Origin of the sequence: Pandoraea cepalis (assembly GCF_902459625.1) — a bacterium.
GTDB classification, from domain to species: Bacteria; Pseudomonadota; Gammaproteobacteria; order Burkholderiales; family Burkholderiaceae; genus Pandoraea; species Pandoraea cepalis.
In genome coordinates this window covers 51715-70609 of sequence record NZ_CABPRY010000013.1, presented here as the reverse complement: position 1 = coordinate 70609, position 18895 = coordinate 51715, and the positions used below count along the sequence as shown (strand labels likewise).

Below are 18895 nucleotides of genomic sequence, written 5' to 3'. Positions count from 1 at the left end.
CGCCTCAACCAAGATGAATTCTGCCTCCGCTGCGCCCGTTCTTCCCGGTCAATGGCTGGGTATGCTGGGCGGCGGCCAACTCGGCCGCATGTTCTGTTTTGCCGCCCAGTCGATGGGTTACAAGGTCTGCGTGCTGGACCCGGATCCGCGCTGTCCCGCCGGTGCCGTGGCCGACCGCCTGATCGTGGCCGATTATCGTGACGAGACCGCGCTCGCCGAACTCGCGTCGCTCTGCCCGGCTGTGTCGACCGAGTTCGAGAATGTGCCGGCGCAGTCGCTCGACTTTCTCGCCGCGTCCACGACCGTGAGCCCCGCCGGGCGCTGTGTCGCCATCGCGCAGGATCGTGTGGCGGAGAAGCGCTTTATCGAAAGCTGCGGCGTGCCCGTGGCCCCGCATCTGGTCATCGAATCGAACGAAGCGCTCGCGGCCATCGGCGATGCGGCCATCGAACCTGTGCTGCCGGGCATTTTGAAGACGGCGCGCCTGGGCTATGACGGCAAGGGCCAGGTGCGCGTGAATTCGGTCGCCGAGGCCCGCGACGCTTACGCGGCGCTTGGCGGCGTTCCCTGCGTGCTGGAAAAGCGTCTCGCGCTGGCCTTCGAGGTGTCGGTGCTTAGCGCCCGTGGTGCCGACGGCGCAGTCGCTACCTATCCGCTCGCGCAGAACGTGCACATCGACGGCATTCTCGCGACCACGACGGTGCCCGCGCCCGACGCCGCGCCGGCGCTGGCCGATGCCGCACGCGCTGCGGCTGCCAGCATCGCGTCGCAAATGGATTATGTGGGCGTGCTGTGCGTCGAGTTCTTCATTCTCAAGGATGGCTCGCTCGTCGCCAACGAAATGGCGCCGCGCCCGCACAACAGCGGTCACTACACCATCGATGCCTGCGCAGCCAGCCAGTTCGAGCAGCAGGTGCGCGCGATGGCCGGGCTGCCGCTCGGCGAGACGCGTCAGCACTCGCCCGCGGTGATGCTCAACGTGCTCGGCGATGTCTGGTTCGACGGTGCCGCCAAGGATCATCCTCGCACGCCCGCATGGGCTGACGTGGTGGCGCTGCCGTCGGCGCGCCTACATCTGTATGGCAAGGAAGACGCCCGTGTCGGCCGAAAGATGGGCCACATTACGTTTGCCGGTGCGTCGCTGGACGAAGCGCGCCAGGCGTGCGTGACGGCGGCGGCGAGCCTCGATATTCCGCTGGAAGACTGAGCGATGACGTTGCCTCAAGCGCCGCGCATCGTCATGCCGCCGGCAGACGCGATCACGAAGGCCGCCGAACAACTGGCGGCCGGTGAGCTGGTCGCGTTCCCGACTGAAACGGTCTACGGTCTTGGCGGCGACGCGGAGAACCCGACGGCCATCGCGGCCATCTATGCCGCGAAAGGCCGCCCGGCGAATCATCCGGTCATCGTGCACTTCTGCCCGGAAGGGGACCCCGGCTACTGGAGCGACGACGTCACGCCGGCCGCTCGCAAGCTGATGGATGCCTTCTGGCCCGGCCCGCTCACATTGATTCTCAAGCGCGCGCCGCATATCCCCGATGCCGTCTCCGGCGGGCAGGATTCGGTGGGGTTGCGCTGTCCTTCGCATCCTGTGGCGCAGGCACTGCTGCGCGAGTTTGCCCGGATCAAGGGGGGGCAGGGCGGTGTGGCGGCTCCCTCGGCCAATCGTTTCGGTCAGGTGAGCCCGACGGCGGCGCAGCACGTGCGCGACGAGTTTGCCGGACTACCGGGCGTCATCGTGCATGTGCTCGATGGCGGCGAGGCCGCCGTGGGGATCGAGTCGACGATCGTGGATCTGTCGCGTGGGTTCCCCTCGTTGCTGCGTCCCGGGCATATCACGCCCGAGCAGATTGCCGAAGTACTCGGCGAGATGCCGCGTCTGCCGGGGCAGGACACCGACGCACCGCGCGCCTCGGGCACGCTCAAGGCGCACTACGCGCCGCGCACGCCGTTGTATCTGTGCGATGCCGGGCAGTTCGGCCCGGCGCTGGCGGTGCGTCCCGAGGGCGAGCGCGTCGCGGTGGTAGCCTTCGCATCGACGCTCGTAACGCTGCCCGCCGAGGTGTCCGCGTCGGCCGCGATCGTGAAGGTCGAGTTGCCGGGCACCCCCGCCGCGCTCGCGACCGACCTGTACGCCATGCTGCGCCGGCTCGACCGCGCCAACGTCACACATATCCTGTTCGAGCGTCTGCCGGACACCCCGGCATGGGCGGCGGTCGGTGACCGCCTGGGCCGCGCAGCAGCGGCGTTCGAGCGCGCATAACGCGCAGTGACGGGCTGGCGAGGCGATCGCGCCTCGTCAAGGATCAAGGCGTGTGGCGCGACGCCCCAACGTCCCCGACATTTCCCATATTTCCCGATAATCCGCCCGCCGACGGCGTGACCGTCTGTCCTGCCGCGACCTGTGCCGCCTGCCACGCGCGTCGCCACTCGGGCGGCCCGAACAGCGCCATTGCCTTGTTGCGCCAACCCGGCATCGTGAGCGCATCGCGCGCCATCGCCTGCCATTCGTGAAATGTCAGCGTGATCGGATTGTGCGTGCGGATCGGATCGACGATGCCGAATTCGCATGGCTCGGCCTCGCTTTCTTCCACGTAAGACCCGAACATCCGATCCCAGACGACCAGCACCCCGGCATAGTTGCGGTCGATGTAGCGCGGATTGCGCGCGTGATGGGCACGGTGAATCGACGGCGTGTTCAGCACGTATTCCAGCCAGCCCAGTTTCGGAATCGCCTGGGTGTGTACGAAGAACTGGAACGCGAGGTTGAGCAGGACCACGCCGACGATCTGTATCGGCGTGAAGCCGATGAGCGCCATCGGCGTCCAGAACAGCCACATGCCCGCGACCGGATACATCAGGCTTTGCCGGAAGGCCGTCGACAGGTTGAGCCGCTCCGACGAGTGGTGCACGACGTGTGCCGCCCACAGCCAGCGGATTCGGTGACTGGCGCGATGAAAAACGTAGTAGAGAAAGTCCTGCACGACGAAGAGCAGCGCGAAGCCGAGCCATCCGCCCGGCATCGTATAGAGGCGGTGATGGTCGTAGAGCCAGGCGTAAAACGGCACGATGAGCAGCCAGGCAAGTTTGTCCGCGCCCTGGTGCATGAGCGCGAGCGTGGCGTTGCTGACCGTGTCCTTCAGGCTGTACAAGCCGGGGCGGCGGCGCCGCCAGTACCAGGCTTCGATACCGATGCACAGCACGAACACCGGCGCGAGCGCCAGCAGGATCAACTCGACGTTCATGACCTCGCGTCTCCTCACGATGGGGTCATCGGAACCGGTGCCCCGGCGTCTTGGCGACGGTGGCACCGATGGAACGTCTATTCTGACGCGAATGGTACGCGACAGCGCGGCGGTTAGAGGGAAACGTCAAATGCGCTCAGGCGAACCGCCTTTTCGGACGGCGCGCCGCTTCCCCATCAAGGCGCGTTCTCGTACACCCACGAAATGAGCGCGTCGTTGAACCCGCGGGCCTGGCTCGCCCGCGGATCGTTCACGAGCGAGACCACAACGTAGATGTTGCCGGAGCGCGAGCCGACATAGCCGGCCACGGCGCCCACATCGTCGAGCGTGCCCGTCTTGATATGCGCGTTGCCGGCGACGTCGCGATTCATCAGGCGATTGCGCATGGTGCCGTCGACGCCGACGGTCGGCATCGATTCGATGAGCACCTGGGCGGTCGGACTGTTGATGCCGTGTTGCAACAGACTGGCCAGCTCGGTCGCGCTGATACGTTCGATGCGCGACAGACCCGAGCCGTTCTCCACCACGAGCCCCGGCATGGCGAGATCATTTTTGTCGAGCCAGCGGTTCAATACGTCGCGCGAGCGCGTCAGGCTGGCCGGCGTGCGGTTGTTGTCGGCGGCGAGACCCAGCGTCAGAAACAGCTGCCGGGCCATCACGTTGTTGCTGAACTTGTTCATGTCGTGCACGACTTCGGCCAGCGTCTGACCCCGATGCGTGACGAGCAGGTGGGCGCCCGGGGGCACGACGCCGGTGCGCACATTGCCGTTGAACTGTCCGCCCGAGGCTTGCCACAGGGCGCGGAAGCCCCCCAGGAAGAATTGATCGCGATCGGGGGCGGCCACGTTCCAGCCCTTGTCTTCGCACGAGGCCGGATACGTGCCTGAGAAGTGGGCGACGTAGCTGCCGTCGGCCATCGCATTCAGCGTGGGGTGAATGCGGGCGAGCCAGTCGCCGCAGTGGCCGGAGCCGGTCGACGACAGGTTGTTTGCCACTTGCAGATTCGCCAGCGGTGGCAGCACGCCGACCTCGACGGTGCCGTTCGGATGGCCGGTGAAGCTGAACGAAACCGCCTTGAACGAGTACAGCAGGGGATCCGGTGCGACGTTGTACGGCCGGTCGTCACCGCCGTCGATGGCCCCGGTGTCGCCGATGTCTGCACTGTAGGCGGAGCGGTCGAGCACGATGTCGCCGTTGATGTTCGTCACCCCGGCGTGGTGCAACTCGGCGACGAACTTCTCCATCTCCTCGGGCACGAGCTTCGGGTCGCCCGAGCCCTTGAAATACAGATTGCCGTTGAGCGTGCGGCCGTCGGACGTGCCGTCGGTGAAGGCCTGCGTGCGCCAGCGATAGTCGGGGCCGAGCGTGTCGAGCGCCGCAATCGTCGTGACGAGCTTCATCGTCGAGGCCGGGTTGCGCGGCACGTTGGCATTGACGGCAAGCAGCGGCGGCCCGATGCGGCCACGCGTTTGCAGCGGGTTGTCGACCTTCGCGACGATCACGCTCACATGGGCGGCGGGTACCTTGCTGGCCGCGAGCGCGCGCGCCAATTCGGGCGGCAGCGGCGTGGCGCGCGCGGCGCTCGCCGGTACCCTGGGCATCTTCGCGTGCTTGAGCGGCTTTGCCTGGACCGGGGCGCTCACGATCATCGCGAGTGCCAGCGCCGCGCAACACGCGCGAGCGACGTTGCGCATGAGGCGGCCCGATGACGGCGAATGAAGAGGGCTGCGCAGTGAGCCCGAAAGGTCGGGGGAGCGACAGGCGCTGCGAAGCAGGCGAGGAACGCGCATGACGGGCGAGGGTCTCCAGTGTTGCGCGCAGCGAAACCGTACGGCCTGAATGCGTGACGGGCACAGGCAAGGCGATGCGGACGCGGCGGCGAAGCGATAAGCGGGTTGCGGGGCCGCGACGTGCGTCTGCCATGCGCGGCCCATGCGTGCCATTGTAAGACGGTCATGCAACGAACTGTCGCTACAATGGGTCGAATTCCGGCGAGTGTCACGTCAAGGCAACATCAAGCAAGCGCAAACAACGTTGCGTCGGCCGCCAGTGTCACGCCAAGAGATGGTCTCAACCGGTGCCCAAGCCATGCGAATTTTGTTGGTGGAAGACGATGCGATGATTGCCACGGCCGTCATGAAAGGACTGCGCCAGGACGGCTGGACCGTCGATCATGTTGGCGACGGTCAGCGTGCGCTCGACGTGCTCTCGCTCGAGTCGTACGACGCGCTGCTGCTCGACCTGGGCTTGCCTCGCCGCGACGGTATCGACGTGCTGCGCACGTTACGCGCGCGCGGCCAGACGTTGCCAGTGCTCATCGCCACGGCGCGCGATGCGGTGGCCGACCGCGTGAAAGGACTCGACGCCGGCGCCGACGATTACCTTGTCAAGCCGTTCGATCTCGACGAGCTGGCGGCGCGTTTGCGTGCGCTGGTGCGACGTCAGGCGGGGCGCAGCGAGCCGTTGCTGCGTCATGGCGGTATCGTGCTCGACCCCGCGACGCGCCAGGTCACGTGCGGCGGCGCATCGGTGGGGCTCTCCGCGCGCGAGTACGCCGTGCTTGAAGCGTTGCTCAATCGGCCGGGCGCGGTGCTGTCGAAGGCGCAACTGGAAGAGCGCATTTATGGCTGGGGAGAAGAAGTGGCGAGCAACGCGGTGGAAGTTCACATCCACGGGCTGCGCAAGAAGCTGGGCGCGGACGCCATTCGTACGGTGCGTGGCGTCGGTTACATGATGCCCGCGCAAGCGGGTGAGACGCCGCCTGCGGCCGGCATGACGGCACCGGAGGCGAACTGATGCGCTCGATTCGCCGTCGTCTCCTTTTCGGATTGCTGATCACGCTCGCGGTAGCGCTGCTGCTCGCGGGCATCGCCATCTTCCGCCAGTCGCGCACGGAGGCCAACGCGCTGTTCGATTTCCAGTTGCAGCAAATGGCCCTGTCGCTGCCGGCCGAGCCGTTCTCGAGCGTGCCGGGCGCGCACAACGAGTCAGGCGGACTCGTCATCCAGATATGGAGCCGCAACGGCGTGGAGTTGTACTACTCGCACCCGAGCACGCCGTTGCCGCCGCGCGCGGAACTCGGTTTCACGACGGTGCAGACGCCCGAAGGCGACTGGCGTGTCTACGCGGCGCTCGTGGGCGACAACGTCGTGCAGCTCGCGCAGCCGATGGTCATTCGCGATTCGCTCGCGGTCTCGATGGCGGTGCGCACGCTGTTGCCGCTGGTGGTCGCGATGCCGGTGCTCGCGTTGCTCGTCTGGATCGTGGTGGGGCGCGGTTTGCAGCCGCTGCGACGCGTGACGAAGGCGCTCGACAGCCGTGCGCCGGGGGCGTTGGATGCCTTACCCGAGGTCGGCTTGCCCGACGAGGTGCGTCCGCTCGTGCGCGCGCTCAACAGTCTGCTCGGCAGACTCGACGCGTCGCTCGCACAGCAAAAAGCCTTCGTGGCCGACGCCGCGCACGAATTGCGTACGCCGCTCGCCGCGCTGCAACTGCAAGTTCAACTGCTTGACCGTGCCCACACCGACGCGGAGCGGGCCGAGGCGATGCGGGATCTGCGCGACGGCGTGCGACGTGCTTCGCACATGGTGGCCCAGTTGCTCACGCTCGCGCGACAGGAGCCGGACGCCGCGCGTGCGGCCGCGGCATTCGTCGAGGTGCCGCTGGCCCCGTTGCTGAGTGAGGTGGTGGCGCATCATGCGGCGCTGGCGGTGGCGCGCGGGATCGATCTCGGGCTGGACGCTCCCGACGCACTGGCGGCCGTCAGTCGCGTGCACGGCGAGGCGAACGCGTTGCACACGCTCTTCGGCAATCTGGTCGACAACGCGCTGAAATACACGCCGCGCGGCGGTCATGTCGACGTGCGGCTGGTGGCGGCAACCCCGGCACCGGTCGTGGAGATCGAAGACACTGGGCCGGGCATTGCGCCCACCGAGCGCGAGCGCGTGTTCGATCGGTTCTTCCGCGGCGGTGCGGCGTCGGTGGAGGGGGCCGCGCCCGGCCATTCGACGCCGGCGAGCGACGCGACGCAAGACGATGCCGATACCCCGCGTGCGCAGGGCAGCGGTTTGGGGCTGGCGATTGTGCGCAACATCGCGCAGGCGCATGGCGCGCGCGTCGAGTTGTTCGATGCCTCCAACGGCCAGGGGCTTCGCGTTCGCGTGAGCTTCGGCGGCGCGACATCGGCGCCGCCGCCTGCGCTTTGATACGTCTGTCGCACGTGATGTCTCCGGCCCTCACCCCCGTGTCACGCTCGTGACCTTGTCATTGTCGATCGTGAGCGTGCGGCGATCCGGGCGGTAGTCGCGCGTCGTCGGCATGGCTCTGCCATCTTGCGTGCCGATGCGCCACGGGCAACCTTGCAGCATCGATTTGGCTTCGCTGAGCGACTTGCCGACGATGGCCTGATCGGCTGGCGCGTCCGGAGCGCAGGCACTGTTTTGGCTCGGCAGGGTCATCGCGTTCGGCATCGAATCGGCCGGGCCTTGTGTTCCCATCCCATCGCCATGGCCGCCGGGCGCGGCGTGCACGGAAGCCGCGAAGGCGAGGCACAGAATAGCCCCGGCGCATCCCATCCAGCGAGCGGCGCGGCCATGCACGGACCGGCGATAAAGCGGCGTGTCGATCGTAGACATCATGATTCTCCTGTAGACGAAGACTCGCGGCGCGGGATCGCGCCGCTTCGACACCGTAGTCAGCGGAACGCAACATTCGCAAGGCGAACCACGCGAGTTGTCCCTCCAAACGCTTGGTGCCGTAACGCATAGCACTCAATGCATCATCTGTTGGCAGCCGATGGGTCACTTTTCAGACCGTCTTAAGGTTGCCTTAAGGGAGCCTCTCTACCATCACAGTCATGTCAAACGTGGTGTCAGTCAGGAGAGACTCATGCGGACCTCGAAGCTCACTCGTACGCTGGTTGCCAGCGCTGTGCTCGTCGCGTTGACGGGCGGCTATGTTGCCGGACGTCAGCACTGGCAGGCGCCGCTCGCCTCGGAGATGGTCGCCGACGCCAATGCGGCCAACCCGGCGACGCCAGCCGCCAATGCACCGAACCCCCCGAATACCGCGCCACGCATGCTCGTGCCGGACTTCTCGCAACTGGCGGAACAATACGGACCGGCCGTAGTCAACATTAGTGTGACGCACGATGGGAAACCTTCGGCGGGGGGCGGTGCCACGGCGATGCCGATGCCGCCGGGCATGGATCAGAACGATCCGCTGTTCCAGTTCTTCCGTCACTTTTACGGCGCGCCGGGCAACGACGGCGGCGACGGCAGTGGCGATGGTGGCAGCGCTCCGACGCGCAGTCTCGGTTCGGGCTTCATCGTGAGCGCGGACGGCTACATCCTGACCAACGCGCACGTCGTGGACGACGCGAGTCAGGTCACGGTGAAGCTCACCGACAAGCGCGAATTCAAGGCGAAGGTCGTGGGCAGCGACAAGGCGAGCGACGTGGCTTTGCTCAAGATTGCCGCCACGAATCTGCCGACGGTGAAGATCGGCGACCCGTCGAAATCGAAAGCGGGCGAGTGGGTGGTGGCCATCGGGTCGCCGTACGGCTTCGACAACACCGTGACGGCGGGCATCGTGTCGGCAAAGGCGCGTGCGTTGCCGGACGAGAACTACACGCCGTTCATTCAGACGGACGTGCCGGTCAACCCGGGTAACTCGGGCGGACCGCTGTTCAACCTGAACGGCGAAGTCATTGGCATCAACTCGATGATCTATTCGCGTACCGGCGGCTTCCAGGGGCTGTCGTTCGCGATTCCGATCGACATGGCGATGAAGGTCAAGGCGCAGCTCCAGCAGTTTGGCAAGGTGAGCCGTGGCCGTATCGGCGTGACAATTCAGGAAGTGAACCAGTCGCTGGCGAAGTCGTTCGGCTTGCCCAAGCCCGAGGGGGCGCTGGTGTCGTCCATCGACAAGAACGGTCCGGCCGCGAAGTCGGACCTGAAGCCGGGCGACGTGATTCTGGCGGTCAACGGCACGACCATCGAGGACTCGGTGCAGTTGCCGGAGAAGATCGCCGATATGCGTCCGGGCGAGAAGGCGACGCTGACTGTCTGGCGCAATGGTGCGAAGCAGGACGTAAGCGTGACGGTGGCGGCGCTCAACGAGAAGAAGGACGTCGCGAGCACGGAAGACTCGGCCACGCATGGCCGGCTGGGACTCGCGGTACGCGACCTCTCGCCCGACGAGAAGCGCGCGGCACAGGTGACGCACGGTTTGCTGGTGGCCCGTGTCGGCGGACCGGCCGAGCAGGCGGGCGTGCAGGCGGGCGACATCATCCTGTCGCTCAACGGCACGCCGGTGACGAGTGCGTCGCAACTGAGCGATAAGCTCAAGAAAGCGGGCAATAATGTCGCGTTGCTCGTACAACGCGACGGGCAACAGATTTTCATCCCGGTCGATCTCGGCTAAGCGCCGGGCGAGGCACTCACGGGATGCCACGCACTACCTTGTGTGCCGGTGCTCGGCAGCGATGGCTTCACGGCTGCCGTGCCACCGGTGCGATCCTGCATCGTGATGTCATGAACGGGAGGTCGAACATGGGGCAACAATGGCAACGCTGGTCGATGGCAGCCGCGACGGCCGCGGCATTGGTCGGAGGGCTTGGCATATCGGTGGCGCATGCGCAGGGCGGCATGCTGCCGCCGTCGATGCAGCAGGGCGACGTGACCTACGTCTCGGGCGGTATCGACAGCGATCAATCGGGGGCCTTCAAGCGCGAAGCGTCTCACTGGCCGCTGTCCATCGAGATGGCGGCTCGCGGCGACGGCGCGAACGAGTACATCGCCGACGCTCAGGTGCAGATCATGCGCGGTAGCAAGACGGTATTCGACGCACGCGCGAAAGGGCCGTTCATGCTGGTGAAGCTGCCGCAAGGCAGTTACACCGTGAAGGCGACGTACGACGGCAAGCCGATGACGAAGGATGTGAAGGTGCCCGCAAAGGGGCATGCAGCGGTAACGTTTCTGTGGCCACATGACTGATGTGCCGATCGGTCGTGTCGGGTAAGGCGCCACGGATGACGAGGTAACCCAGGTAGTACTCCGTAGCAACGAGTGAGCGAGTTGCGCCGCCGAAAGGCGGCGTTTTTTTGTTCAATGGGAAGGGGAAGCGGGCGGTCAGCGCGGGGCGCGCGTGGCGGGTCAAACCGTGTCGCGGCACACCGAGGTGTCGTCGCCGACAGTCTCCTCGCTCGTGCGCACGGAGAATGTTTGTTTGACGTCAATGCCGTTCTTGATCGCCGTCATTTCGGCGAGAATCGCCACGGCGATCTCTGCCGGCGTGCGCGCACCCAGATGCATGCCGACGGGCCCATGCAGCCGTGCGATTTCCGCCGAACTCAGATCGAACAGCGACAGCCGTTCGCGGCGTCGCGCGTTGTTCACCCGCGAGCCGATGGCGCCGATGTAGAACGCCGGGGACTTGAGCGCTTCGAGCAGCGCCATGTCGTCGAGCTTCGGGTCGTGCGTGAGCGTCAGGACAGCACTGTGCGAGTCGAGTTGTTGCCGCACGATCAGGTCGTCCGGCATTTCGCGAGAGAGTTCGGTGCCGGCCACGTGCCATTCGTCTGCGTATTCGCTGCGCGGGTCGCAAACGATCACGTGATAGTCGAGCGCGCACGCCATGCTCGCAACGTACTTCGAGAGCTGCCCGGCACCGATCACCACCAGCCGGTGGCGCGGGCCGTGCGAGGTGATGAGGCGCGCGCCGTCGAATTCGAGCGGCGGGGTATGGTGCCCGGGGGCGATGCGCACCGCACCGGAGGTCATGTCGAGTTCGCGCACGACGAGGCGGAATCGCGAGATGGCATCGAGCAGTTCCGAAATGCGCGAGGCGTCGCGCACCGGCTCCAGCACCAGTTGCAGCGTGCCGCCGCAGGGCAGTCCGAAGCGATGCGCTTGCTCGGCCGTCACGCCGTAGCTGGTGAGTTGCGGGCGATCCTGCGGCCAGTCGCCGTCGCGCAGCCGGGCGATCAGGTCGTCCTCGACGCAACCGCCCGACACGGCGCCGACCAAATGGCCATCCTCCCGAATCGCGAGCATCGAGCCCACCGGACGCGGGGCGGAGCCCCACGTGCGAACCACCGTGCCCAGCGTGACGAAAAAGCCCGCGCGGGTCCACTGTACGGCGGACTTCAGCACTTCCAGATCGACACTGTCCATCCCACGGTTCCTTGGTCAATACGCGAGCGGTCGCGCATCGGCCAAGGCATGGGCCGCCGTCATGTCACCGCTCGATGTGATGCGCCGAGTATAGCGCGCCTTGGCTTGCGCTGTATCCCACGGAATATTGCGCTTGGTCTTCCCTTTGCGTGACCTGGCGAAGCCTTGTGCGGCGCGTTGCGGACCGCGGGCGAGCGGTCGCGGCGGTGATCTGGCGCGGGGAACTCGTGTCACAATAGTTCGCAGGTCGAGATGACGCCGCGTGACCGACGAGCGACCGCATCACGTTTGGGGAGGGGCAATGGAGCTACATGACAGACGGCAATTGCCGGTGGCGCGAGACCTCGCGTGGATCGCGCTGAACGACCCGGGCATCTTGCAAGGGTGCATCCCAGGCTGCGAGTCGATCGAGCGGCTCGACGACACGACGTGGACGATCGTCGTGAGCGTCGCGCCGGGTCCGTTGGGCGGTCGCTGGTCGGGCCGAATCACGGTGACGGACGTCATGGCGCCGACATCCTACACATTGAATGTCGACGCCCTGGGCTCGGCTGCCGGACACGCACGCGGCAGGGCGACCATTACGTTGCAAGCGCCGGGACCGATGCACACAATACTGACGTACGACCTCACGACGCACCTGGGCGCCGAGTCCGCGCATCTGGACACGCCCCAGGCGCAGGCGGCCGCCCGCAAGCTCATCGATGAATGCCTCGCGCGGCTGACGGCGGCCATTGCCCCGCATGCCGCAACTTATCCGCCGATTGCCGCCGACGGCGAAGTGGCCGCCGCACTCGCAACGGATGCCGCGCTGCGCGACATGCCGTCCACGCGGGGCAGGCTGGCGCGCTGGTGGCCGTGGGCCGTGGCGGCGCTCATTGCGATCGTCGTCTTCCTGTGGGGCAGCCATGCCAGTTGAGCGTCGTCGAGGCAAGGTGGACGTCGCGCCCGCCGGGGGCGCCCACGCGCGCAGGCAACTGGCGACGGCCGCGGCGCTGGAGGCACTGGAAGCCGCGGGGAAAGTGCCGGCGCCGGCCGGCGAGGCGGGCTACGACGTGCGCGTGCGCGTGCGGGATGGCGATACGCCAGTGTTCGGGCCCGGGCGCCTGGCGTTGCTGCGGGCCATCGAAGCGACGGGGTCGATTTCCGCCGCCGCGCGCCGCATGGGCATGTCGTACCGGCGTGCGTGGCTGCTCGTCGAAGCGATGAACCACGAATTCCGTGAACCTCTCGTCACCCGACATATTGGCGGTGTGGCCGGGGGCGGCGCGCAGCTCACGCCGTTCGCGCAGAACCTCGCCGCGCACTACGACACGCTCATCAATGAAATACGTCTGCTGCTCGACGCCCACGTGCCGACGTTCGACGCGTATCTCAGAAGCGGCACGGCGGATGACCCGGAGACCGATTCGGTACCGTCGCATCGCCCTTGATGCCCGGACTCGCCGAATATCACGAAAACGTTATTTCTCCGTGAGGACTTCGTCACCGTCTTGAAGTGACACTGGCTCCATCGACGCAAACCCAGCGATGGAGGTCTCCATGTCACCCTTGACGAAGTCCGTGCCGCCCGCCGCACAGCCCCCCGTGCGAACCGGTCCGGTCCAGCCGGGTTGGCTGCGCGTCACCCATTGGCTGAACGCGCTGGCAGTTCTCGCGATGGTCACGAGCGGCTGGCGGATCTACAACGCGTCGCCGATCTTCGGCTTTCGCTTTCCCAACGAACTCACGCTGGGCGGCTGGCTGGGCGGTGCGCTGCGGTGGCATTTTGCCGCGATGTGGCTGCTGGCGGCCAACGGGCTCGTCTATCTGCTCTTCAATGTGTCAAGCGGACGCCTGTCGCGCCGCTTCTTTCCGTTGACGTTGCGCGGTGTGGTGCGCGACGCGTTCGCCGCACTGCGTGGCCGACTCGCCCACGACGATCCCCATCAATACAACCAGGTTCAGCGTATCGCGTATCTGTTCGCGGTGCTCGACCTCGTGCTGCTCGTGGCGTCGGGACTCGCGATCTGGAAGCCTGTGCAGCTTGGCTGGCTCTGCGCGCTGTTCGGCGGATTCCAGGGGGCGCGCTGGGTGCATTTTCTCGCGATGGCGGGCCTGGTGGCATTCGTCGCGATTCATGTCGTGATGGTCGCGCTGGTGCCGCGCACGTTGCGCACGATGATTACCGGACGCTGAGTGCGCCGACGACAAGACACGGAGCTGCCATGACCCTCGATCGAAAGCCCAGCCACCTGCCTGCCGACGCCCTGGTCGTCCGCGACGGCGAAGCGATTCTCCATGAGGCGCGTGCGTTGATGACGCGCCGCGTGGCCGAGCCCTCGCGCCGCGCGTTTCTGACGCGTACGCTGTCGCTCGGTGGCGTGGCGCTGCTCTCGGGTTGCTCGCTGGACGACAACGCGGGTGTCTCGTCGGCGCTCGACACGATCTCGCGATGGAACGATCGTGTGCAGGCCGCCTTGTTTCGTCAGAATGTGTTGGCGCCAACGTTCCCGGCGTCGCGCATCACGCGACCGTTCCCATTCAACGCGTTCTATTCGATGGACGAAGCGCCCGTCGTCGAGGAAAGCGATTACCAACTGGAGTTGTCCGGCCTCATCGCGGACAAGGCCCCTTGGCAGCTTGACGCGTTGCGCCGTTTCGCCGCCCCGCGCGCGGCCGAGCAAATCACGCGTCACGTGTGCGTGGAAGGCTGGAGCGCCATTGGCCGCTGGGGCGGGGTGACGTTCGCCGACTTTCTGCGTCGTATCGGCGCAGACACCACGGCACGCTACGTCGGCTTCAAATGCGCCGACGACTACTACACGAGCATCGATATGCCGACGGCGCTGCATCCGCAGACGCTGCTCGCGTTGACCTATGACGGCCAGACGCTACCCAGGGAATACGGATTTCCGATGAAGCTGCGGATTCCCACGAAGCTCGGCTACAAGAATCCCAAACATATCCGCGCGATTTTCGTGACCAACACGTATCCGGGCGGGTATTGGGAGGACCAGGGCTACAACTGGTTCGGCGGCAGTTGACGCAACCGCTCGACTGCATGATTCACGGGGCGCTCGCGTGACGCTCCGGCAAGGCTCACTCACTCTTTGAGGACTACGGCGATGAAAATGCGATATCTGGCGGTCATGACAATGGGACTGGCACTCGGCACCGGTGCGGCGTTCGCGCAGGACGCGATGGGCAAGGGCGACGCGATGTCCAAAGGCGGCGCGATGAGCAAGGGCGATGCGATGTCCAAAGGCGGCGCGATGAGCAAAGGTGATGCCATGAGCAAAGGTGATGCCATGAGCAAAGGCGATGCCATGAGCAAGGACATGGACAAGAGCGGGAAGATGTCCAAGTACGACGCGAAGTCGAAGGGCGGTGCGATGAGCAAATCCGATGCCATGGGCAAGAAGGAAAAAGGCGACGCGATGGGCAAGACCCAGTAAGCAAGCTGAGTTAGCACGACAAGCCGACAAGGCGTCGCCCCGAATGTGCGTGGCGACGCCTTGCGTCGTTTGGGGGTGACGGCCGCGCCGCGTCATTGCCAAGCGTTGAGCGTATCAGCGCGTCAGGGCGACCGATTTGATGAGCAGGTAGACCTCGCGGCCCGGCACCAGTTGCAATTGGTCAGCGGAGAACCGAGTGATGCGAGCGCGCACCACGGTCCCGGCCTTGTCGCCGAGTAGCGCGGCGCCGACTTCCACCGAATCGCCCAGATCGCGCAGCGTCGCCACGCGTGCGCTCAGCACGTTCAGCACGCTGATGTCGACCGGTGGCGAAGTGGCGATGGCAACGTCGCGCTCGCGCACGAGAATTCGGCAGGCGTCGCCCGCCTCGCCGCCGGCGCGCGGAACACGCAGCCGAACCGTGTCGCTGCCGTTCACGGCCAGCTCGGTCAGGCCGTATCCGGCATCATGCGCGACGATGCGCGTCTCCAGCACGGTACCCGGGGACTCGGCGGTGTCGTCGAACGCGTCGCGATGCACATTGAGCACGTCGGCCGGCGCCCCTTGCGAGATCGTGCGGCCATCCTTGAACAACACGACCTGATCGGCCAGTCGCATCACTTCGTCGAGCGAATGGGTGACGTAGAGCACCGGCAGCGCCAACTCGTGGCGGATGCGATTGAGGTAGTCGAGCACTTCGAGGCGCCGCGCGTGGTCGAGCGAAGCGAGCGGCTCATCCATGAGCAGCAGGCGCGGGCATGACAACAGCGCGCGGCCGATCCCCACGCGCTGCTTCTCGCCACCGGAGAGCGCGCCCGGGCGACGGCTCAGCAAGTGTCCCAGGTCCAGCACGTCGACCACATGTGCGAGCGCAATCGCACCGGTACCGGCAGCGGCGACATCGCGGCGTCGCATCCAGCGGCCGAACAGCAGGTTCTGACGTACGGTCAGATGCGGCAACAGGCGTGCGTCCTGAAACACGTAGCCGATGCGGCGGCGCCATGTCGGCAGCGCGACACCTGCGCTGCTGTCGAACAAGATGTCGCTGCCGACGACGATGCGACCGGCGTCGGGCTTGAGCAGGCCGGACACGGCATTGACGACCGTGCTCTTGCCGCTGCCCGACGGCCCGAACAGTGCCGTCACGCCCATGCCCGCGGCGAATTCGGCATCTAGCGAGAAATCGCCGAAGCGATGCTGGAGTCGCACTTCAACCGTCATGACCGAGCGCCTTGCGGTGGCCGAAGCGGATCAGCACCTCGGAGCCGATCAGTGTGGCGACCGCCAACACGACCGAAATAGCGCACAGGCGCCAGACCATGGCGTCGCCGTCGGGCACCTGCGTGGCCGTGTAGATCGCCAGCGGCAGCGTCTGCGTTTGTCCGGGAATGTTCGAGACGAACGTGATCGTTGCGCCGAATTCCCCCAGTGCGCGTGCGAACGCGAGCACGAAGCCGTGCAATGCGCCGGTCGCGGTGAGCGGCAAGGTCACCGTCAGAAAGGTGAGCCAAGGGCCTGCGCCAAGCGTCTGTGCCGCCTGTTCGAGTTTCGTGTCGGCCGCGTCGAGCGCTTGTCGGATGGCGCGCACGAGCAGCGGGAATCCCATCACGCCAGCGGCCAGCGCCGCGCCTGTCCAGCGAAACGCGAAGGTGAAATGAAACCATTCGTGCAGCACCTTGCCGATGGCGCCCTGTGTGCCGAACAGCACGAGCAGCGCGAAGCCGACGACCACCGGCGGCAGCACGAGCGGCAAATGCAGCAGGGCATCGAGCAGCGCTTTGCCGGGGAACTGCCGGCGTGCGAGCAGCCACGCCGCCGCGTAGGCGAGGGGCAGGCTACACAGCGTGCCCCACAGGCCGACGCGCAGGCTCAGTTCAACGATGCCCCATTCTTGCGGGGTGAGATTCATGAAGGATGGGCGGGCGAATTCACGGGCGGGTGAAGCCGAAGCGCTGGAACGTGGCCTGGGCGGCCGGCGTTTGCAGGAATCGGTAGAACGGATCCGCGTCGGCGCGGTTGGCTCGCTTCGTCACCGCCACCGGGTAGACGATCGGGGCATGGCTGTCGGCCGGGAACGTACCGGCGATGCGTACGCGCTTCTCGGCGTTGGCGTCGGTCTTGTAGACGATGCCGTAGGGCGCTTCGCCACGCGCGACCAGCAACAGCGCGTTACGCACGTTGTCGGCGGCCGCGACCTTGCCTTGCACCTTCGGCCAGAGACCGAGCTTTTCAAGCGCTGCCTTGCCGTAGAGACCGGCCGGTACGTGCGCTGGGTCGCCCATCGCGAGCTTGCCGTTGCCTAGCTTGGCGTCGAGGTCGGCCGCGCCCGGCGTCAGATCGACGTTGCCCGTGGTCGCGGCCGGGGCGATCAGCACGAGCGCGTTGCCGAGCAAGTTGTGACGCGTGCTCGTGTCGATCAGATCGTGTTTCTGCGCGTAGTCCATCCAGTCCTGGTCGGCCGAGATGAATACGTCGGCTGGCGCGCCTTTTTCGATTTGACGGGCCAACGTCGAACTGGCGCCATAGACCAGCACCGGTGTCTTGCCGGTTTCCTTTGTGTAGGCAGCCGAGACATCGTCGAGCGCGTTCTTCATGCTGGCGGCGGCATACACTTGCTGGGCCGCCGCGTGGCCGGCAAACAACAGGCATGCGCCAACGGTGGCGACGCCCAGTGCGCGGTGCAACATGGTGCCGGCATTGTTCAGCGCGTGGGACTTGCGGCGAGCGATTACGACAGTAACGACAGCTTTCACGAACGTGGTCTCCAGCGTAGGTTGGCTCGGCTGACTCGGTATTCGGCGAATGTCGCCGTGAGCCGGCTCATGAATGCAGTCCGGCGGCGAGGCTGGACCACCGGTTGCGCAAGGTGCGCAACGCGTTATGTAGGATTATATATAACGCTGCGCCGCTGTACAGGTATACGCCGTATCACGGTGTTCAGATGGCACTCGTAGGGCGCGAGGGAGCATCAAGGCGCGTGAGAGACCTTTGGGGCGGGCAAAGGCGCACATAGGCGCGCAAGGGCACATATGGCGGCGTAAGGCTGCGCAAGGGCTGTAAGGACGCCTAGAGGCGCGCAAGGGCGCGTAAGGACATGTAAGGGCGCCTAGAGGCGCGTAAGGGGGGCGCGAGGGGGCGTCAGGCGGCGCTCGGCGGCGGCTCGCTGCCGGCGCGCAACATCGCGGGGCTCGTGCGCAGCATGTCGAAGAAGCCGTCGACCACGGCATCGCATTCCACGCCGAGGTCGTAGTCGGGCAGGAAGAGCCAGTCCGACATCATGCCGACCACGAGCGCATGCAACATGATCGCTGCGCGGCGCGTGTCGAGCGCCTGGGGGAGTTGACCGCGCTCGATCGCGCGTTCCATATCTCGCATGATGCGCTGCTTGCCGTCGGCGCATGCTTCGCGCTGACGTTCGAGCACCGACAGCATCTCGTTGGTGTATTCGCACTTGTGAAACAGAATGTCGAGCACGCGACGACGGCGCTCATTGCGCGCCGTCTCCCTGAGCACGAGCTTGCAGATCTCGTGCATGCGCGCCATCGGGTCACCGTCCTGGGGCTCGGTGCATTCCTCGTCGATCATGCGTTCCATCGGCAGGCGGATGCGATCCGTCATGGCGTTGAACAGATCGATCTTGTTCTTGAAGTGCCAATAAATGGCGCCGCGGGTCAGGCCTGCGGCCTCGGCGATGTCGGCGAGCGACGTGCGCGATACCCCTTTCTGCGCAAACACCGTCTCGGCGGTGTCTAGCAACAGATTGCGGGTCTCGATCGCTTCCTCTTTGGTTCTGCGGGCCATCGTCGTGTCACAGGGGCGGCGGAAATTTGCGAAATGCAGTGGAATGAAACGTAACGAGCGCCGCACATTGATGCGACGCAATATGATTTACATACATTCATGAATGTATCTATAATAGCAGCCGCTTGCTCTATTGCACAGGGAACATTTAAGCTCCTTCGTCTAAGGGAAACACCTCACTGATCCCAGGGAGCGAATTGACTGGGGCGCGCCGGGCGGTTCAGGGCAGGATTCGCCT

19 protein-coding genes are annotated in these 18895 nt (G+C 65.8%); 11 read left to right on the top strand and 8 right to left on the bottom strand.

The features are described from left to right. Positions 1-13: 13 nt before the first annotated feature. Together PCE31107_RS20545 and PCE31107_RS20540 are read left to right on the top strand one after the other, a co-directional pair. Entirely contained in the window at positions 14-1207 is a 1194-nt protein-coding gene (locus tag PCE31107_RS20545; RefSeq protein ID WP_150610488.1) for a 5-(carboxyamino)imidazole ribonucleotide synthase, read from the top strand. Between the two features lie 3 nt (positions 1208-1210). Further along, positions 1211-2263 carry an L-threonylcarbamoyladenylate synthase gene (locus PCE31107_RS20540; RefSeq protein WP_150610487.1) on the top strand — a complete coding sequence of 351 codons (1053 nt, stop codon included), beginning with the start codon at positions 1211-1213 and terminating at the stop codon, positions 2261-2263. A 43-nt stretch (positions 2264-2306) separates the two neighbouring features. Here PCE31107_RS20540 and PCE31107_RS20535 read toward each other — a convergent pair whose 3' ends face one another. Continuing rightward, complete coding sequence (locus tag PCE31107_RS20535) at positions 2307-3245, bottom strand: sterol desaturase family protein (RefSeq protein WP_130026677.1); 939 nt, start codon at positions 3243-3245, stop codon at positions 2307-2309. Positions 3246-3421: 176 nt separating this feature from the next. After that, complete coding sequence (gene dacB / locus PCE31107_RS20530; protein ID WP_174966745.1) at positions 3422-4939, bottom strand: D-alanyl-D-alanine carboxypeptidase/D-alanyl-D-alanine endopeptidase; 1518 nt, start codon at positions 4937-4939, stop codon at positions 3422-3424. A 394-nt stretch (positions 4940-5333) separates the two neighbouring features. Between dacB and PCE31107_RS20525 the strand changes: the two genes are divergently transcribed. Both PCE31107_RS20525 and PCE31107_RS20520 read left to right on the top strand, forming a co-directional pair. Then, entirely contained in the window at positions 5334-6041 is a 708-nt protein-coding gene (locus PCE31107_RS20525) for a response regulator (protein ID WP_130026676.1), read from the top strand. Continuing rightward, positions 6041-7450: an ATP-binding protein gene (locus PCE31107_RS20520; protein ID WP_130026675.1), complete on the top strand. Its 1410-nt coding sequence runs from the start codon at positions 6041-6043 to the stop codon at positions 7448-7450. Before PCE31107_RS20525 ends, PCE31107_RS20520 begins: the two co-directional genes overlap by 1 nt. Before the next feature lie 30 nt (positions 7451-7480). Here PCE31107_RS20520 and PCE31107_RS20515 read toward each other — a convergent pair whose 3' ends face one another. Beyond that, complete coding sequence (locus tag PCE31107_RS20515) at positions 7481-7882, bottom strand: hypothetical protein (protein ID WP_150610485.1); 402 nt, start codon at positions 7880-7882, stop codon at positions 7481-7483. A 250-nt stretch (positions 7883-8132) separates the two neighbouring features. On the opposite strand from PCE31107_RS20515, the gene PCE31107_RS20510 reads away from it, so the two are divergent. Next, positions 8133-9668 carry a DegQ family serine endoprotease gene (locus tag PCE31107_RS20510; protein WP_150610484.1) on the top strand — a complete coding sequence of 512 codons (1536 nt, stop codon included), beginning with the start codon at positions 8133-8135 and terminating at the stop codon, positions 9666-9668. A gap of 128 nt (positions 9669-9796) precedes the next feature. Further along, positions 9797-10240, top strand: coding sequence for a carboxypeptidase regulatory-like domain-containing protein (locus PCE31107_RS20505; protein ID WP_246181911.1), 444 nt, complete (start codon positions 9797-9799; stop codon positions 10238-10240). A gap of 159 nt (positions 10241-10399) precedes the next feature. Here the strand turns inward: PCE31107_RS20505 and PCE31107_RS20500 are convergent, their stop codons facing one another. After that, the gene (locus PCE31107_RS20500; RefSeq protein ID WP_150610483.1) at positions 10400-11419 is read right to left on the bottom strand and encodes an XdhC family protein; all 1020 of its coding nucleotides are present in this window, start codon (positions 11417-11419) and stop codon (positions 10400-10402) included. A 301-nt stretch (positions 11420-11720) separates the two neighbouring features. Here PCE31107_RS20500 and PCE31107_RS20495 point away from each other — a divergent pair, with 301 nt between their 5' ends. The 5 genes from PCE31107_RS20495 to PCE31107_RS20475 all read left to right on the top strand — a co-directional run bounded on the left by PCE31107_RS20495 (position 11721) and on the right by PCE31107_RS20475 (position 14856). Then, positions 11721-12338 (top strand): SRPBCC family protein, encoded by a 618-nt coding sequence (locus tag PCE31107_RS20495; protein WP_150610482.1) that lies wholly within the window; start codon positions 11721-11723, stop codon positions 12336-12338. After that, the gene (locus PCE31107_RS23880) at positions 12328-12852 is read left to right on the top strand and encodes a winged helix-turn-helix domain-containing protein (protein WP_217425219.1); all 525 of its coding nucleotides are present in this window, start codon (positions 12328-12330) and stop codon (positions 12850-12852) included. Before PCE31107_RS20495 ends, PCE31107_RS23880 begins: the two co-directional genes overlap by 11 nt. A gap of 109 nt (positions 12853-12961) precedes the next feature. Continuing rightward, positions 12962-13597 carry a cytochrome b/b6 domain-containing protein gene (locus PCE31107_RS20485; protein WP_150610481.1) on the top strand — a complete coding sequence of 212 codons (636 nt, stop codon included), beginning with the start codon at positions 12962-12964 and terminating at the stop codon, positions 13595-13597. Positions 13598-13716: 119 nt separating this feature from the next. Continuing rightward, a complete protein-coding gene (locus tag PCE31107_RS20480) occupies positions 13717-14445 on the top strand; it encodes a molybdopterin-dependent oxidoreductase (RefSeq protein ID WP_370364007.1) in 729 nt (242 codons plus the stop codon). 87 nt (positions 14446-14532) lie between these two features. Beyond that, positions 14533-14856, top strand: coding sequence for a hypothetical protein (locus PCE31107_RS20475; RefSeq protein ID WP_217425218.1), 324 nt, complete (start codon positions 14533-14535; stop codon positions 14854-14856). Between the two features lie 114 nt (positions 14857-14970). Here the strand turns inward: PCE31107_RS20475 and modC are convergent, their stop codons facing one another. From modC to PCE31107_RS20455, 4 genes are all read right to left on the bottom strand, one after another. After that, entirely contained in the window at positions 14971-16077 is a 1107-nt protein-coding gene (modC, locus tag PCE31107_RS20470) for a molybdenum ABC transporter ATP-binding protein (protein WP_150610478.1), read from the bottom strand. Next, a complete protein-coding gene (modB, locus tag PCE31107_RS20465) occupies positions 16067-16765 on the bottom strand; it encodes a molybdate ABC transporter permease subunit (protein ID WP_130026667.1) in 699 nt (232 codons plus the stop codon). The genes modC and modB overlap by 11 nt, the downstream gene beginning before the upstream one ends. A gap of 19 nt (positions 16766-16784) precedes the next feature. Then, the gene (gene modA, locus PCE31107_RS20460) at positions 16785-17609 is read right to left on the bottom strand and encodes a molybdate ABC transporter substrate-binding protein (protein ID WP_246181910.1); all 825 of its coding nucleotides are present in this window, start codon (positions 17607-17609) and stop codon (positions 16785-16787) included. Positions 17610-17994: 385 nt separating this feature from the next. Continuing rightward, a complete protein-coding gene (locus PCE31107_RS20455) occupies positions 17995-18657 on the bottom strand; it encodes a TetR family transcriptional regulator (RefSeq protein ID WP_026131538.1) in 663 nt (220 codons plus the stop codon). Between the last annotated feature and the right edge of the window lie 238 nt (positions 18658-18895).

Bases quoted from the DNA above. Each gene is read 5' to 3' on its own strand.
- PCE31107_RS20545 (WP_150610488.1), top strand. From the start codon at position 14: ATGAATTCTGCCTCCGCTGCGCCCGTTCTTCCCGGTCAATGGCTGGGT.
- PCE31107_RS20455 (WP_026131538.1), bottom strand. From the start codon at position 18,657: ATGGCCCGCAGAACCAAAGAGGAAGCGATCGAGACCCGCAATCTGTTG.
- PCE31107_RS20495 (WP_150610482.1), top strand. From the start codon at position 11,721: ATGGAGCTACATGACAGACGGCAATTGCCGGTGGCGCGAGACCTCGCG.
- PCE31107_RS20510 (WP_150610484.1), top strand. From the start codon at position 8,133: ATGCGGACCTCGAAGCTCACTCGTACGCTGGTTGCCAGCGCTGTGCTC.
- PCE31107_RS20525 (WP_130026676.1), top strand. From the start codon at position 5,334: ATGCGAATTTTGTTGGTGGAAGACGATGCGATGATTGCCACGGCCGTC.
- PCE31107_RS20535 (WP_130026677.1), bottom strand. From the start codon at position 3,245: ATGAACGTCGAGTTGATCCTGCTGGCGCTCGCGCCGGTGTTCGTGCTG.
- PCE31107_RS20480 (WP_370364007.1), top strand. From the start codon at position 13,717: ATGACGCGCCGCGTGGCCGAGCCCTCGCGCCGCGCGTTTCTGACGCGT.
- PCE31107_RS20540 (WP_150610487.1), top strand. From the start codon at position 1,211: ATGACGTTGCCTCAAGCGCCGCGCATCGTCATGCCGCCGGCAGACGCG.
- PCE31107_RS20500 (WP_150610483.1), bottom strand. From the start codon at position 11,419: ATGGACAGTGTCGATCTGGAAGTGCTGAAGTCCGCCGTACAGTGGACC.
- PCE31107_RS20515 (WP_150610485.1), bottom strand. From the start codon at position 7,882: ATGATGTCTACGATCGACACGCCGCTTTATCGCCGGTCCGTGCATGGC.
- PCE31107_RS20485 (WP_150610481.1), top strand. From the start codon at position 12,962: ATGTCACCCTTGACGAAGTCCGTGCCGCCCGCCGCACAGCCCCCCGTG.
- PCE31107_RS20505 (WP_246181911.1), top strand. From the start codon at position 9,797: ATGGGGCAACAATGGCAACGCTGGTCGATGGCAGCCGCGACGGCCGCG.
- PCE31107_RS20520 (WP_130026675.1), top strand. From the start codon at position 6,041: ATGCGCTCGATTCGCCGTCGTCTCCTTTTCGGATTGCTGATCACGCTC.
- dacB (WP_174966745.1), bottom strand. From the start codon at position 4,939: ATGCGCAACGTCGCTCGCGCGTGTTGCGCGGCGCTGGCACTCGCGATG.
- modC (WP_150610478.1), bottom strand. From the start codon at position 16,077: ATGACGGTTGAAGTGCGACTCCAGCATCGCTTCGGCGATTTCTCGCTA.
- modB (WP_130026667.1), bottom strand. From the start codon at position 16,765: ATGAATCTCACCCCGCAAGAATGGGGCATCGTTGAACTGAGCCTGCGC.
- PCE31107_RS23880 (WP_217425219.1), top strand. From the start codon at position 12,328: ATGCCAGTTGAGCGTCGTCGAGGCAAGGTGGACGTCGCGCCCGCCGGG.
- PCE31107_RS20475 (WP_217425218.1), top strand. From the start codon at position 14,533: ATGCGATATCTGGCGGTCATGACAATGGGACTGGCACTCGGCACCGGT.